The sequence below is a fragment of the Vibrio sp. V23_P3S9T160 genome (assembly GCF_963886625.1).
GTDB classification, from domain to species: domain Bacteria; phylum Pseudomonadota; class Gammaproteobacteria; order Enterobacterales; family Vibrionaceae; genus Vibrio; species Vibrio anguillarum.
The window spans coordinates 1-14,846 of record NZ_CAWPDB010000025.1 but is presented as its reverse complement, the minus strand read 5'-3'; the positions used below and the strand labels follow the sequence as shown (position 1 = coordinate 14,846).

The 14,846-nt window shown below is 43.0% G+C and carries 14 protein-coding genes; 10 read left to right on the top strand and 4 right to left on the bottom strand.

All coding sequences use genetic code 11. The features are described from left to right. The first annotated feature begins 762 nt into the window (after positions 1 to 762). Genes AACU59_RS01750 through AACU59_RS01710 form a run of 9 tightly spaced genes read left to right on the top strand, consistent with a single transcriptional unit; the run spans position 763 to position 9,577 of the window. Positions 763 to 1,935 carry a methyl-accepting chemotaxis protein gene (locus AACU59_RS01750; RefSeq protein ID WP_094144411.1) on the top strand — a complete coding sequence of 391 codons (1,173 nt, stop codon included), beginning with the start codon at positions 763 to 765 and terminating at the stop codon, positions 1,933 to 1,935. Positions 1,936 to 1,952: 17 nt separating this feature from the next. Continuing rightward, on the top strand, positions 1,953 to 2,336 hold the full coding sequence (locus AACU59_RS01745) for a response regulator (RefSeq protein WP_013856759.1): 384 nt from the start codon (positions 1,953 to 1,955) through the stop codon (positions 2,334 to 2,336). Positions 2,337 to 2,345: 9 nt separating this feature from the next. Further along, positions 2,346 to 2,657 (top strand): STAS domain-containing protein, encoded by a 312-nt coding sequence (locus tag AACU59_RS01740; protein ID WP_094144410.1) that lies wholly within the window; start codon positions 2,346 to 2,348, stop codon positions 2,655 to 2,657. A 17-nt stretch (positions 2,658 to 2,674) separates the two neighbouring features. Next, positions 2,675 to 4,870, top strand: coding sequence for a chemotaxis protein CheA (locus AACU59_RS01735; protein ID WP_094144409.1), 2,196 nt, complete (start codon positions 2,675 to 2,677; stop codon positions 4,868 to 4,870). 35 nt (positions 4,871 to 4,905) lie between these two features. Next, entirely contained in the window at positions 4,906 to 6,525 is a 1,620-nt protein-coding gene (locus AACU59_RS01730) for a methyl-accepting chemotaxis protein (protein ID WP_161437717.1), read from the top strand. A gap of 15 nt (positions 6,526 to 6,540) precedes the next feature. Further along, positions 6,541 to 7,089 (top strand): chemotaxis protein CheW, encoded by a 549-nt coding sequence (locus AACU59_RS01725; protein ID WP_228209078.1) that lies wholly within the window; start codon positions 6,541 to 6,543, stop codon positions 7,087 to 7,089. Then, positions 7,073 to 7,951: a CheR family methyltransferase gene (locus AACU59_RS01720; RefSeq protein ID WP_094124927.1), complete on the top strand. Its 879-nt coding sequence runs from the start codon at positions 7,073 to 7,075 to the stop codon at positions 7,949 to 7,951. Before AACU59_RS01725 ends, AACU59_RS01720 begins: the two co-directional genes overlap by 17 nt. Beyond that, the gene (locus AACU59_RS01715; protein WP_094124926.1) at positions 7,951 to 8,469 is read left to right on the top strand and encodes a chemotaxis protein CheD; all 519 of its coding nucleotides are present in this window, start codon (positions 7,951 to 7,953) and stop codon (positions 8,467 to 8,469) included. The genes AACU59_RS01720 and AACU59_RS01715 overlap by 1 nt, the downstream gene beginning before the upstream one ends. A gap of 34 nt (positions 8,470 to 8,503) precedes the next feature. Further along, positions 8,504 to 9,577 (top strand): protein-glutamate methylesterase/protein-glutamine glutaminase, encoded by a 1,074-nt coding sequence (locus tag AACU59_RS01710; RefSeq protein ID WP_013856766.1) that lies wholly within the window; start codon positions 8,504 to 8,506, stop codon positions 9,575 to 9,577. Between the two features lie 65 nt (positions 9,578 to 9,642). Here the strand turns inward: AACU59_RS01710 and AACU59_RS01705 are convergent, their stop codons facing one another. The 3 genes from AACU59_RS01705 to AACU59_RS01695 form a co-directional block, all read right to left on the bottom strand. After that, positions 9,643 to 9,942 (bottom strand): hypothetical protein, encoded by a 300-nt coding sequence (locus AACU59_RS01705; protein ID WP_017043621.1) that lies wholly within the window; start codon positions 9,940 to 9,942, stop codon positions 9,643 to 9,645. 246 nt (positions 9,943 to 10,188) lie between these two features. Further along, complete coding sequence (gene asnS, locus AACU59_RS01700; protein WP_026028293.1) at positions 10,189 to 11,589, bottom strand: asparagine--tRNA ligase; 1,401 nt, start codon at positions 11,587 to 11,589, stop codon at positions 10,189 to 10,191. 154 nt (positions 11,590 to 11,743) lie between these two features. Continuing rightward, positions 11,744 to 13,375: a methyl-accepting chemotaxis protein gene (locus tag AACU59_RS01695; protein WP_017048608.1), complete on the bottom strand. Its 1,632-nt coding sequence runs from the start codon at positions 13,373 to 13,375 to the stop codon at positions 11,744 to 11,746. A 305-nt stretch (positions 13,376 to 13,680) separates the two neighbouring features. Between AACU59_RS01695 and queD the strand changes: the two genes are divergently transcribed. After that, positions 13,681 to 14,040 carry a 6-carboxytetrahydropterin synthase QueD gene (queD, locus tag AACU59_RS01690; protein WP_010320709.1) on the top strand — a complete coding sequence of 120 codons (360 nt, stop codon included), beginning with the start codon at positions 13,681 to 13,683 and terminating at the stop codon, positions 14,038 to 14,040. An 89-nt stretch (positions 14,041 to 14,129) separates the two neighbouring features. Here queD and AACU59_RS01685 read toward each other — a convergent pair. Then, on the bottom strand, positions 14,130 to 14,846 hold a 717-nt coding region (locus tag AACU59_RS01685), incomplete at its 5' end, for an HNH endonuclease signature motif containing protein (protein WP_202598852.1).

Genomic DNA, 14,846 nt, shown 5'->3' with positions numbered 1-14,846 from the left:
ACTGAAAATAATTTGTGTTGGCTAAGAATCATGAACAAAAAGGCGATTTTTTTAAAAAAACTCTATCATCCAACGTTTTCAGGCGGGGAGATTAAATAGGTTTTACTTTGAGAAGTAGTCAGCTCAACGGCAAAATTCATCATCAAATACGATATTTTGCCGTTGAGCGGAGGAGTTACTGTAATAAGAGATTAATGTTTATCCTGATGGCGAGCGGCAATGGCGACAAATTGTTGTTCAACACTCAAAAAAGCCTCTACGACTTGTGGGTCAAAATGTGTCGCTTCGCCCTGTAGAATGATGGCTGTTGCTTCGCTTGGTATTATTCATGAATTTGATTTCATTTCGGTATGTGATGATTAAGTTTAGGTGATTAAATTCGTTCAATGTTGTGTTTTCGTAACTAACCGATGTGCGGAGGATCAGAAAAGCGATGGATTCTAGTGATGTATTTCTAGGAAAGATAGCTAAATAAAATAAAGCCCATGTGATCCGATCAGTGCGTCATGTTATGAGAACAGAGGAGAGGGCTTAATGACGTTACTCGGCCGAACTTAACGAAAGTCAATCATTACTCTGATTGATAAGAGTGGACTGTTTAAAATTACCTAACACAACAAAAATAAAATTACATCTACCGACTACATTGCAGATTCCTCCAAGCTTTCCTATCTTTAGTTATGAGCTCTAGGCGTTGCATAACAACTTCTTACATAACGTCATAGCTTTCGTCAGTGTTTTATGGCTAAAGGATAATAAATCATGCTCCTCATTAGGCTGGTACGTGTTTACGTGCCCTTAGTGCTATTGTCGATAGTTGCTCTTATGCCACAGCCAACACATTTTGGTGTTTGGGCTCTATTATTTGTTACTTTTGCTAGTGTTAGCTATGCAATTTGGAATTACGAATCCTTCATTTCCCAAGTCAAAGCTCAAAAAAAGACGATTGAACACCTTTCTCAAACACAAGAGATCCAACTGGATGGATATCATTCTTTAGAGCCTCTCTTTGCTCAATCTTTGCCAGTGTGGTCTCGTCATATTGATTTAGCCAATGTGCAACTTACCGATTCTGTTACTCAATTGAGCCAGCAATTTGGTGATCTTGTTACGCAGCTTTCACAAGCACTCTCCTTCTCGCAAGGCTCAACCTTAAAAGATGAGCGTAATTTAATGAGCGAAATTGAGCGTTGTCGAGTCATGCTTTCTAAAGCGGTTGATGAGCTTAGAGAAAGCCAAAAGACAAGAGAGCATATGCTTGATGAAATGCGCAGCCTTGATCAATACACAGTCGATTTAAAAAAAATGGCAACCGATGTGGTGGGCATTGCTGAAAAAACCAACTTATTAGCGCTTAATGCTGCCATTGAGTCAGCCAGAGCAGGCGAGGCAGGCCGAGGTTTTGCAGTGGTGGCCGATGAAGTGCGCAACCTCTCACAGCGTTCAAGGGAGATCGCTAGCAGCATGACGGATAAAGTGAACGTCGTGAGTGATGCGATTAATACTACATTTAAGACGGCTGAAATGGCTATTGCGGCTGAGAGTGAACAAATGGAACAAACCGAGCAGCGTATCGATTATGTCATTAACCACTTCCAAGATATGGCACAAACCTTACAGCAACAGTCTGAGCGGTTAAAAGAAGATGCATTTTCGGTGAAGGAAACAATCAGTAGTGTGATTGTGAAATTGCAATTTCAAGACCGAGTCAGCCAAATATTAGAGCAAATCAGCACCAATCTCAAAGAACTCAGTGACTCATTAGAGCTGCTCAAACAAGACAGCAATCATGCGATCGCAGGCGAATTATCTCCGCAAAAATGGCTGGAAAAAATGACCAAGAACTACACCATGATAGAACAACATGAAAGCCACAAAGGCAAGGTTACTGAGGTGAAAAGCAAGGTGACTAGCACGGACATTACTTTCTTTTGAGAACCGTAAATGAATAAATGAGGAACTCTGTGATGAACAAAACGGTACTTGTTGTAGATGATTCGGCTTCAATTCGGCAGGTTGTGAGTATGACCTTAAAAGGAGCAGGCTATCAGACGATCGAAGCTCATGATGGTAAAGATGCACTATCCAAATTGGCCGGGAATCGTGTTCATTTGGTCATCAGCGATGTAAATATGCCGAATATGGATGGCATTACCTTACTTAAAGAGCTGAAGCAAAGGCCAGACACAAAATTTACGCCAGTGATTATGCTCACAACTGAATCGGAGGCATCGAAGAAAGAACAGGGTCGTGCTGCGGGTGCGAAAGCTTGGGTTGTAAAACCCTTTGCACCTGAACAGATGCTTGCCGCCGTAGCAAAACTGATCCAAGCCTAAGGGGGGATTATGCTGACTCCACACCAAACCGATGAGCAATTAATGTTAAAACTTGACGGTGAACTGACGATTTATGAGGCTCGAAATTTGTTTGAGCAGATGACCCCTTTTGTGTCTCATAGCGAGAAGATCGCCATTGAACTTTCCCAAGTCACTGCTCTGGACAGCAGTTGCGTACAAGTATTGATGGCATTTAAAAAAGCAAGAATAGAACAGGGATGTGAACTGATTCATCACAGTGAAGTCGTGGTGGATGTACTGGGTAAACTGGGGCTAGTGGGATGGTTTCATGACCCTATCGTTCTTTCGAGTTCACAATAAGACAAAGTGACAAGCTAATGACGAAGTCCCAGGGAGATACTATGGACGAAATGATGGCTGCGGCGCTCCAAACTTATTTTAATGAGAGCAGGGAGTTGCTTGAAGGGATGGAATCTGACCTTCTTGAACTGGATAGCGGGAATCTTGATGGCTTAAATGAGCGATTAAACGCAATTTTCCGAGCAGCGCATACTGTAAAAGGCTCAGCAGGGATATTTAACTTAAATGAGATCGTTCGTTTTACTCATAAAGTAGAAAGCTTGCTTGATTTATTGCGCTCAGAACAACTTAAGTTGCATGAAAAGCATATTTCCTTGTTGCTTGAGTGCCGCGATCACATGGTGAGCTTGATTGATGATGCTCAAACGGGGCAAGAGTCATCAGAAGATGACGTTACCGGACAGCGCTTAGGAGCCCGATTGTCTGAGTTTTTAGGTCAATCTGAACCAGAAAGTCATTCACCAACCACGGAATCTGAACTTGATCACACCGCACTCGACAATTTCTGCTGGCATATCTCTTTAACTTTCCCGCTTCATGCATTCCAAGATGGTATGGATCCGCTCTCTTTTCTTTCTTATTTAACTACGCTGGGAGAGGTTATTTATATCGAGGCTGTCGACCGAAAATTACCTGATTGGCACAACTTTGATCCGGAATGTTGTTATTTGGGTTTTGAACTGCGTTTCTATTCGCCGGCATCTAAACAACAAATCGAAGACGTGTTTGAATTTATTCGTGAAGAAGGTGACGTTCGCATCTTTCCACCCAGTGCCAAAGTAGGTGACTTCATTGATCACATTCAATCAATGCCCGATGAAAATTATAGAATTGGCGAAATATTAGTTCGTTGTGGCGCGCTCACTGAGACTGAATTGAAGCGTGCATTGCAGCAACAAAATGAGCGGCGAGAAGCGAGTTCGGACGCGATACCCATAGGAGAAATTATCACTCAGGCTGATGCTCAATTAGCACCCGTACTCAATGCGGCGGTCGATAAACAAAGTAAAGCCCGAGAGGCGCTAACCAAAGAGCAAAAAAGCTTGCGAGTGGATGCTGAAAAGTTAGATACCTTAATTAATTTAGTCGGGGAATTGGTCACCGCAGGTGCCGGCAGTGCATTACAGGCGGAGCTAATTGGCGAAAATGTAATGATTGAATCTGTTGCACGGCTTAATGGCCTTCTCGAAGAAGTCAGAGACGCGGCACTACAGCTTAGAATGGTGGCTATCGGTGCGACATTTGCCCGTTTTCAACGCGTTGTTCGTGATATGGCGAAGGAGCTAAACAAAAGTATTCATCTCACGATTACCGGTGCGGATACCGAATTAGATAAATCAGTGATTGAAAAAATTGGCGATCCTTTGATGCATTTAGTGCGCAATGCGATTGACCACGGCATTGAAACAGAGGAAGAGCGTGTCGCAAATGGTAAACCTTCTCACGGCACCATCACGCTCAATGCTTACCATGACTCAGGCAATATAGTGATCGATGTGAGCGATGACGGAAAAGGGCTCAACAGCGAAAAATTGCGCGCAAAAGCGATTGAAAAAGGGCTACTTGATGAAAACCAACTCGTGAGCGATGACGAGATTTTTCAGCTCATTTTTGAGCCCGGCTTTTCAACGGCCCAGCAGGTTTCCAATATTTCAGGTCGCGGTGTCGGTATGGACGTAGTGAAGCGAAATATTACCGATTTGCGAGGTCGAGTAGAGATTCACAGCCTACTTAATCGAGGAACAACTATCCGCATTGTATTGCCGCTCACACTCGCGATCATTGATGGTTTCCTAATTGAAGTGAGTAGCGAAACCTTCGTTGTGCCGTTGGATGCCGTTCAAGAATGCGTCGAACTTGATGACCAGTGGCTCAAAGATGGCCAAGGCAAACCTTATATTAATCTCAGGGGACAAGTGCTGCCTTTAATTGATTTAAGAGTGCAATTTAACCTCACTGCGCGTCGCTCAAAACGCCAAAATGTGGTGGTGGTCAGTAGTGCGGGGCAAAGTGCTGGTTTGATCGTGGATAATTTGTTGGGGGAATTACAAACCGTAATTAAGCCACTTGGGCCGATTTTTTCACGGGTTAAAGGAATCAGCGGTTCGACTATTTTGGGCAGTGGAGATATTGCTCTTATCTTAGATATCGCCAGTTTATCGCAACATATTATGAAGGAAGAGTCGAAGCATCGCTTATTGGCAATGCACTAACTTGGCTCAATTACATTGTCAGAAAGGAATAGGCTATGTTTAAAAATATTTCAGTTAAATTCAAACTAAGCATGCTAGTTGGCATCTTAAGTTTGTTACTCATTATTGTCGGATCACTAGGGCTTTATGGCATGCAAAAAACATTGCATGGTCTAGAAACGGTTTACTATGACCGCACTGTACCAGCGTTATCTATAGGTGATATCAAAACGCGTTTTTTGAACAATCGAATTGCGCTAGCATTTTCACAACTCTACCCTGAAGCGGATATTATTCGTGCCCAAATCGAGACCGTCGAGAATCATCTCAAAGTAATCGATGAAACATGGGGAAAATATAAATTAACTAGATTAACTCAAGAAGAGGAGGCCCTTGCAAAACAATTTGAAGAACAGAACAAAGCCTTCGTTGAACAAGCTTTGCAACCAACAATTGAGGCTTTACGACGGTTGGATATCGATGAGGCGACACGTCTTGCGGTTGATAAAGTGCGCCCACTCTATTCACCTGTTGAAAAAACATTAAATACATTAATTCAACTGCAGTCTAATGAAGCGCAGAATGTTTATAATCAAGAAGTTGAGCTTTATGACAACTTACAAATGCTCGCCATTGGATCAATTATATTTGGGTTACTGTTTGGCATTGGATTTGCGGTTACCTTGATCCGCGGGATCTGTAATCCTTTAGAGCAAGCAGTGACGTTGGCTAACCGACTCGCAGCAGGTGATTTAACAAGTAAAATTGAAGTTAAGTCAGGCGATGAATTGGGTCGCTTGCTTGAAGCCATGCAAAAAATGGTGGACAAGTTGTCAGACATCGTAGGTGAAGTGAATAGCTCAAGTAATGCATTGGCTTCGGCATCCGAAGAAGTTTCAGCTACCGCTCAGAACTTAAGTCAAGGTGCGAGCGAACAAGCGGCCAGTGTTGAACAGACTACCTCGTCGGTAGAGCAGATGTCAGCCTCAATCGCGCAAAACACTGAAAATGCGAAAGTGACCGATAGCATGGCAGGCAAAGCGGCTAAAGAAGCGAAAGAAGGTGGAGAAGCGGTAGCTAAAACTGTGTTAGCGATGAAATCGATAGCTGAGAAAATTGGTATTATTGATGATATCGCTTATCAAACTAACTTACTTGCGCTCAACGCCGCAATCGAAGCTGCTAGAGCTGGCGAGCATGGTAAAGGTTTTGCAGTGGTGGCTGCCGAAGTCCGAAAATTGGCAGAGCGCAGTCAGGTTGCTTCTCAAGAAATTGGTGAGGTCGCTAAAAATAGCGTTGGTTTAGCGGAACAAGCCGGAAAACTGCTGGATGAAATGGTGCCTTCTATTCAAAGAACATCCGATTTAGTGCAAGAGATCAACGCAGCTTCAATGGAACAAGCAACCGGAGCAACACAAATTAACCAAGCGATGGAACAGCTCAACAGTATCACGCAACAAAGTGCTTCCGCATCAGAAGAGCTTGCGTCGACCTCTGAAGAGATGAGCAGCCAAGCACAGCAGCTCCAGCAACTAATGACCTTCTTCAAAACAGAAAATAATCGCCGTGAAGCAGCAAATAAATCTTCAGTTCACCACGAGCAGCAACGCCCTAAACAGAAGAAAGATGTTGAGTTTGTCTCTATGGACGATGAACCTGAGTATGTGCGCTTTTAGTGGCTGGAGGTGAATGTGGCTAATCTTATCCCGGTTGAGGCTAACTCGATGATATTGGCTAAGTCCAATACAGAATTAGCACAAGATCAACAGTACTTAACATTTCAGCTCAATGGTGAAATGTACGCCTTTGCGATTTTGCATGTTAAGGAAATATTAGAGTATGGCAAAGTAACTCAGGTGCCAATGATGCCTGACTACATTCAAGGCATTATTAACTTGCGTGGTGAAGTGGTACCTGTCGTCAACCTAGCTCGGCGTTTTTATCTTAAACCGCAAGAAGTGAATAAAAAGACTTGTGTTGTCATTATCGAAGTGACGAATGAAGAACAACGTCAAGACCTAGGTGTTATGGTTGATAGTGTTTCTGAAGTCATTGAAATATCAAGTAAGTTTATGAGACCTGCCCCTAATTTTGGTACCAAGATCCGGACCGAATTTATTTGTGGTATGGCTCAATTCGATGAAGAGTTTGTCATTATTTTAGCGGAGGATAAAGTCCTATCTGTTGAAGAGTTGGCCATGATGGAACAGGTCAAAGAGCAGAATGAACTTGCAAGTTAAGCACAAATCTCAGCAACTTGGGAATTCAGCCATGGAGCAAATGTCTATCATCAGTGATGCGGACTTTGAGTTGTATCGTGGCTGGATATATCAATCTGCAGGTATTGCACTAACACCCAGTAAGAAAGCGTTGGTGGTTGGGCGTTTAAGCGGGCGCTTAAGAGAGCTCGGTATAAGTTCATATCGGGAGTATTTTGAGTATTTGACGAAATTTAGCGATCAGCAAGTACGCAAACTTGAGCGGCAACGAGTCATCAATTTGCTGACCACCAATGAAACGTACTTTTTCAGAGAAGAGGCCCATTTTGCTTACATCCAGCACCATCTCTTCACTATATGGGGTAAAAAACAGATCCGTTGCTGGAGCGCAGCAAGCTCGACAGGTGAAGAGGCTTATTCTCTGGCAATGTTATTAGACAGCCGTTACCAAGGAGAATGGCAAATAGTTGGTACCGATATCAATAGTCAAGTGTTGCAAATTGCATCACAAGGTATTTATCCGATGCTACGCCATGAACATATACCGAAAGCCTATCTCAAAACGTATTGCCGAAAAGGCATTGATACCAAGCATGACACATTGAAAATCGTTAATTCATTAAGGAAAAAAGTGAAATTCGGATTAGCGAACTTACAAAATCAGTTGGATGAACTTGGTCACTTTGATCTTATTTTTTTACGTAATGTTATGATTTATTTTGATCAAAATACCAAACAAAGAGTCATCAGTAACGTTACGAACCGATTAAAAAGTGGCGGTATTTTATTAATAGGCCACTCTGAAACATTAAACGGACTCAACTGCGATGACTTGCAATTACTGCAGCCGTCTATCTATCAAAAACGAGGGATTCGTGATTAATGGCGAACGAATTTTTACCTAAAACAGAGGCTATGAACTTGATGCCTGGCGAGATATTCTTTGGTCATCACAGAGGTTGGATTCATACGCTGCTGGGTTCGTGCGTTGCCATTACGTTATGGCATCCAAAAACGCAGTTAGTGGGTATGTGCCATTATCTGTTGAGCCAGCGATCCGCCCTAGGTGAAGAGGCCAAACAACCTGAAGGCTATTATGCTAGCGATGTTGTGGCGTACTTTTCCCTTCAGTGCCGACGACATCAAATCAATCCTAAGGAATGTGTTGTTAAAGTATTTGGAGGTAGCACTATGTTTGCAGGTCACTACAGTAAAGTCGCTTCGATAAATGTTGCACAACAAAATGTGCGACTGGGTATGCAGTTACTGAAAGAGCACGGTTTTCAAGTAAGCCGCAATGATGTGGGTGGAAAGCGTTATCGTAAAGTATTTTTTGATGTCCAAAATGGTGATGTTTGGGTTCAATATGGGCGATCTTCTGCAAGAGAGGTAGCTTATTAATCAGCCATTGAGTGTCGACTTATAGAGGCATTACATGAAAAAAATAAAAGTATTAATCGTGGATGACTCCGCGGTTGTTCGGCAAGTGATCAGCGCTTTGTTGAGTAATGAACCTGATATTGAAGTGCTTACTCCCGCTTCTGATCCCATATTCGCTCAAAAAAAAATGGCTGTTCAATGGCCAGATGTGATTATTTTAGATGTAGAAATGCCTCGTATGGATGGTATTACGTTTCTCAAGCAACTGATGGCGGAGCATCCGACGCCGGTCATCATTTGTTCTACACTGACGGAACGTGGTGCGGAAGTGACTATGCAAGCATTGCAAGCGGGTGCGTTGACGATTATCACTAAACCCAAAGCAGGGTTGAAAGATTTTCTACAAGAAAGTCGGCAGGAAATGTTAAGTGCGGTGCGCGCCGCCGCACAAGCAAAGCTAGAAAATATTGTTAAACCCAAACCTCATGTACTCAAGAAAGTACAGCAAACAATGCCGAATCCGAATCACTCGACATTAACATTGAAGACCACACAAAAAGTGGTCGTGATCGGCACATCTACAGGTGGGACACAAGCTTTAGAAGCAATCTTAACAGCATTGCCAGCAGTCTCTCCGGGGATTGTTATCGTGCAACATATGCCCGAAAAATTTACCGCGATGTTTGCTGATCGGCTCAATGGGCTTTGTCAAATCGAGGTCAGGGAAGCAAAGAATGGCGATCGAGTTCTTCCGGGGTTGGCATTGATCGCTCCAGGTGGCCGTCACATGCAACTGAATCGAAGTGGTGCACATTATCAAGTCGAAATCAAAGATGGCCCCGCAGTTAACAGGCATAAACCATCAGTCGATGTACTTTTTCGCTCAGCGGCAAAACATGTAGGCCCTAACGCTGTCGGTTTTATTTTGACGGGAATGGGAGATGATGGCGCACGAGGTTTGCATGAGTTGAAAGAAAGTGGTGCCTATACAGTTGCACAAGATGAAGCAAGCTGTATCGTTTTTGGTATGCCCAAAGAGGCAATCGAACGTGGTGGTGCTTGTTCGGTGCTACCACTCAATCAAATAGCGCAGGAAATATTGCAACGAGCTTCATCGAGGCACTTATAGATCAGATCTTCATTTATTTTTAGTTGAAACCGACTTGTTGAGACGCTCCCAACAAGTCGTAGTAGTTACTTTTTTAAGCCAATTTGAGATTCGATGGCTTCGGTTTCTATTTCAGGGTGTTCGGCGAGCTTTTCTGAAGCCCATTGATTGATATGCTTCAAAATAGCCGACACGGCATGTTTTTTTGTTGCTTGCTCATTTTCTGCCACATCTAACGCTTGTTTAGGCTTTAAGCCAGTAGCATCTTCTGCGATATGAAGCCAATCAGGATGCCAGTAGTAAGGTTGACCTGAAGGGGTCATCCAGCCATGAACACCGTTTGTTTCACCATTGTACTGCAAATTATCTACATCATTTTTTTTCATATAAGTTCTCGCCATGGATCGATCTGAATACGTGGTTAATGTAACTCGGTTGCATAGCACAATAGAGTGAACATGATCATGTAATTGAACTAAATGTAACAAAGGAAGATGAAATTGAGGTGATTTTGATCTCATGTTTATTTGAAATTCACTCTATTGTTATTGAGAGTGAACACTGATTGTTGGGGAAATAAAAAAACCACCGAGTTTAACGTCGGTGGTTTTTACAAAAATCGTGTTTGATTTTTAGAAGTTTGCAGAGCGTGGTGTACGTGGGAAAGGAATCACATCACGCACGTTGCCCATACCGGTCACATAGGATACTAAGCGCTCAAAGCCAAGGCCGAAACCCGCGTGTGGTACAGTACCGTAACGACGTAAGTCGCGATACCAACTCATGTGTTCAGGATCAATGCCCATTTCAATCATACGCGCATCAAGAACATCTAAACGTTCTTCACGTTGAGAGCCACCGATGATTTCACCAATACCTGGGGCAAGAACATCCATTGCAGCGACAGTTTTACCATCGTCGTTTAGACGCATGTAAAATGCTTTAATGTCTTTAGGGTAGTTCTTGACGATCACAGGCGCTTTGAAGTGCTCTTCAGCAAGGAAGCGCTCGTGTTCAGAAGAAAGATCAATGCCCCATTCAACATCAAATTCAAACTTACGACCTGAATCGATTAGGATCTTCACAGCATCGGTATAGTCTACTTGCGCAAAATCTGAATTAACGAACTGCTCAAGACGAGTAATTGCCTCTTTGTCGATACGCGAAGCAAAAAACTCAAGGTCATCACGACGTTCTTCAAGAACGGCTTTGAAGACATACTTCAGCATATCTTCAGCCAGTTTCGCGACATCGTTTAGATCAGCAAACGCGACTTCTGGCTCTACCATCCAAAATTCTGCAAGGTGGCGGCTCGTGTTTGAATTTTCAGCACGGAACGTTGGGCCAAAAGTGTACACTTTGCTTAATGCACAAGCATACGCTTCGGCATTTAACTGTCCTGAAACTGTAAGAAATGTCTCTTTGCCGAAGAAGTCTTCATTGAAATCGACATTGCCTTGCTCAGTACGAGGAAGGTTAGCGAAATCCAGCGTTGAAACACGGAACATCTCACCCGCACCTTCTGCATCAGAAGCGGTAATCAGCGGCGCTGACATCCAGAAATAACCTTGCTCGTGGTAAAAGCGGTGGATGGCTTGAGAAAGGGAGTTGCGTACACGAGCCACTGCGCCAATCACGTTGGTGCGTGGGCGAAGATGCGCCACTTCACGAAGATATTCAATTGAATGGCGAGTTTTTGCCATTGGGTAGGTTTCAGCATCTTCAACCCAGCCAACAACCTTCACCTCAGTTGCTGCAAGTTCAAATGCTTGACCAGAAGCAGGGGACTCAACAATCTTACCTGTTACTTCGACAGAGCAGCCAGTAGTGAGCTTTAGCACTTCGTCATTGTAATTATTCAGATTATTAGGGACCACGGCCTGAATCGGGTCGAAACAAGAGCCGTCATAAATGGCAAGAAAAGAGATTCCAGCTTTGGAATCACGACGAGAACGAATCCAGCCTCGGACAGTCACTTCACTGTCAACGGCCAGCTTACCGCTCAATACGTCTGTTACAGGCGCGTAAGTCATGTTTGATATAGTCTCCATTGAGGTAAAAATTCAACCCAATGTTCAAAGGTATTCTCACTCTATAAAGTGGACAAAAAACAAGCGAAACATTGGGTTGCTTATTACTTTTTAATTCAATGGCACATATTACCTGTCAATTCGTTCGCATCAACCTTTATTGTCGATTCGTGGCCGAATTCTTAGCAGAAAGCGTAAATTGATTCATCAATGTTTCTAAGCGCTGCGATAGCTGTTTTAAATTGACGCTGATTTCTCGGGTTTGCGTTGCCGATTGAGACGTATCATCAGCATGTCGAGTAATGACTTCGATCTTCCCTTGAATTTCTTGGCTGACTTGTGTGGTCGTTCGTGTTTGATCTTGAATATTGTTTGCATGATCAAGCACCTGCTGCATCTCTTGTACGGCATTACTCATTGCGGAAGATAAAACTTCGACTTCATTTGAACGTTGATGCGCATGTGAGCAAACCAAATCAACTGAGGCGAGCGATGTTTCACTGTCACGTTGGAATTGAGCGATGATTTTCTCAATGTTTCCAGTCGCTTCTGCTGTTCGTGAGGCGAGTTTTCGCACTTCATCGGCCACGACCGCAAAGCCTCTTCCTTGTTCACCCGCTCGTGCTGCTTCAATCGCCGCGTTTAAAGCCAGCAAATTAGTTTGTTCGGCGATACTTTTAATCGTTTCAAGAATGGAGGAAACCAGCCCTGTCTGATTATTAAGTTCAGAAATTTTATCTTTCACGGACTCGATATCGCTTACCAAACCTTTGATATCTGCGCTAGCTGTATGTGCTTGCTGTGCACTTTGTTGAGCGACATTAGCGGTATGTTTGATAAGCTTTGATGCATCAACGGTAGCTTGATTAACCGTCTGTTGTTGAGATTGCATCTCTTCAATATTGAGCTGAACGTCAGAGGTTTCACGCTGCTGATTTTTTGCCGCTTGGTTGGTTGTTTGTGCTACGTCGGTTAACTGGTTTGCTGAATCGGCAAGCGAATGAGAGGTCTCTTGCACTTTTGCCAAACTGTCCGAAACCGTGTCCATTAAAGAGTTGATGGAGACCGCGAGTTGTCCGAGTTCATCTTTTTTGGTGCTGATAAGCCGTTTTGATAAATCTTTGCTCTTACTGATTTCACACATGAATCGTGACGTATGCTGGATAGGGCGAACAATCATCTTGCGGATCAAAAAAAGCGTGATCATAAATCCGATAAAGGCAATGGAAGCCATAATAATAACGGCAATGACAGTGTGAGTACTGATCATTTGGTTTACATGGCTCAGGTTATATTCAAGACGAATAGCTCCTAAAACGGTTCCTTCTTCCGCCATATGACAAGATACGCAGTTTGTGCCTCGGTAATCTAGGCTTGATTTCATCGGTAAGGCGACGACTAATCCTTTCCCCCAGGAAGCATTGAATGGTTCAATGACGGTTTCCCCGGCCAGTGCGCGTTTATCTATCTCGTCCATTGGCTGTTGATTTTCTTTTCCAGGACCATAAAGTTTACTGACCGCCTCTGAACGTAATACTCGCACCTGTTCAATACCATCTTGCGCGAGTGCCTTTTGGCGTAAGGTCTCTTTCTGAGCCATGGTACCAGTCAACATCATCATATTGAGGCTATCAAAGTAGTTACTCGCTTTATCGTGTAACTGCTCGCTCAACACCGAATTGAGCAGGTCACGTTGTTGTATATATTGATAGCTGGTTGATACCGTTAATACAAAAGCAAAAACGGTGATGAGCGTAAGTAGCAATTTAGACGTAATTGTTGAGTTCATGATAATTTTATTATTATTGAGAGGGTGACAGTGTAAATATAGCGTTAATATTCACTAGTGCAAAAGTTGTAGTCTTTGGAGTGTGACCCTATACATATTATAGGTTTAACAAATGTGATGTGGCACGTCATGATTCCCTATTAATGCTTGAAATATTACTCAAAGGCGTGGGATTTTCCGTTGTATCACCGTGATAAATTGTACTGCTTCATCTGTCTTGCAATGTAAACAAAGCTGTCTAGAAACTTGTTTCGTGAGTCTATATTCCTTAGTATTGCCTCTCTTTTAAAAGCTTGAGAACCAAGATGAAAACAGAATTATACAAAGAGTTTATGTTTGAAGCCGCGCATCGTTTACCTCATGTACCTGCAGGGCATAAGTGCGGCCGTTTACATGGGCACTCTTTTTTAGTTCGTCTGTATGTAGAAGGTGAGGTCGATCCTCATACTGGTTGGGTGATTGATTTTTCTGAAATTAAAGCGATATTTAAACCTATTTATGATCGTTTAGATCACTATTACTTGAATGACATTGAAGGGTTAGAGAACCCAACCAGTGAAGTGCTTGCGAAATGGATTTGGCAACAATTAAAGCCAAGCTTACCACTGCTCAGCAAAGTTGAAATTAAAGAAACCTGCACGGCGGGTTGTATTTATAAAGGCTAATACCAGCAGACAATTCGCAACAACAAACAATAAATAACAAGTAGATAGGCACTACTATCGCGCCTATCTACTTACCCAATATAAAGAGCCTAATAACCCCAAATTTGGCTTACATATTCAGGATGATCGATATAGGGATTTCGGTTACCTTGAAATTGATAAACGGCGTCATTGCGCTGGCGTTCTTTAGCACTCACAGGATCTTCTTGGTGCCAACGCTTTAGCATAGCCAGAGCCCAAGCTTCAAAAACCATGGTGCTAGTACCATCAAGTATGGCATCAGCGTTGTCAGTATTTCCTTGCCAGCTGCCGATACGGTTCTCGTAGCGGGTTGCCATGTAAAAATAGGCGCGCGCTAGATCGCCTTTAAATTCATCAATCGGCTCAAATACGGTGCCATTATAACCTAGCGTATTGCTTGCACTGCCAAGTTTTGAACCATTACTTGAGGTATAAGTGATATGACCAACTTCGCCAAATGGCCAGTTACTGCGTTTTGCATTGACAAAACCATCAGTGGCAAACAAGTGGTGACCGTCGGAATTCATTGGCTCAACGCTGCCCCCAAACCAACTTTTAGGAAATGAGTGTTCCCTATTGTAACAATCGCCTTCTCGTCGATACTGACCACACTGATCGCTGACTTTAGTAAAACTAACACTGTCGTTGTTGTCAGGTTTCTCAGAATAGATATCTAATATTGAACCGTCATTCTCATAGTAGTTATCTATGTCTGCATTTTGTAATAGTGTCCAAATTGCGGAATAACCGCGGCTATTATGATTCTTTATGATATTGTATAAGGC

Bases quoted from the DNA above. Each gene is read 5' to 3' on its own strand.
- AACU59_RS01750 (WP_094144411.1), top strand. From the start codon at position 763: ATGCTCCTCATTAGGCTGGTACGTGTTTACGTGCCCTTAGTGCTATTG.
- AACU59_RS01745 (WP_013856759.1), top strand. From the start codon at position 1,953: ATGAGGAACTCTGTGATGAACAAAACGGTACTTGTTGTAGATGATTCG.
- AACU59_RS01740 (WP_094144410.1), top strand. From the start codon at position 2,346: ATGCTGACTCCACACCAAACCGATGAGCAATTAATGTTAAAACTTGAC.
- AACU59_RS01735 (WP_094144409.1), top strand. From the start codon at position 2,675: ATGACGAAGTCCCAGGGAGATACTATGGACGAAATGATGGCTGCGGCG.
- AACU59_RS01730 (WP_161437717.1), top strand. From the start codon at position 4,906: ATGTTTAAAAATATTTCAGTTAAATTCAAACTAAGCATGCTAGTTGGC.
- AACU59_RS01720 (WP_094124927.1), top strand. From the start codon at position 7,073: ATGAACTTGCAAGTTAAGCACAAATCTCAGCAACTTGGGAATTCAGCC.
- AACU59_RS01715 (WP_094124926.1), top strand. From the start codon at position 7,951: ATGGCGAACGAATTTTTACCTAAAACAGAGGCTATGAACTTGATGCCT.
- AACU59_RS01710 (WP_013856766.1), top strand. From the start codon at position 8,504: ATGAAAAAAATAAAAGTATTAATCGTGGATGACTCCGCGGTTGTTCGG.
- AACU59_RS01705 (WP_017043621.1), bottom strand. From the start codon at position 9,942: ATGAAAAAAAATGATGTAGATAATTTGCAGTACAATGGTGAAACAAAC.
- asnS (WP_026028293.1), bottom strand. From the start codon at position 11,589: ATGACTTACGCGCCTGTAACAGACGTATTGAGCGGTAAGCTGGCCGTT.
- AACU59_RS01695 (WP_017048608.1), bottom strand. From the start codon at position 13,375: ATGAACTCAACAATTACGTCTAAATTGCTACTTACGCTCATCACCGTT.
- queD (WP_010320709.1), top strand. From the start codon at position 13,681: ATGAAAACAGAATTATACAAAGAGTTTATGTTTGAAGCCGCGCATCGT.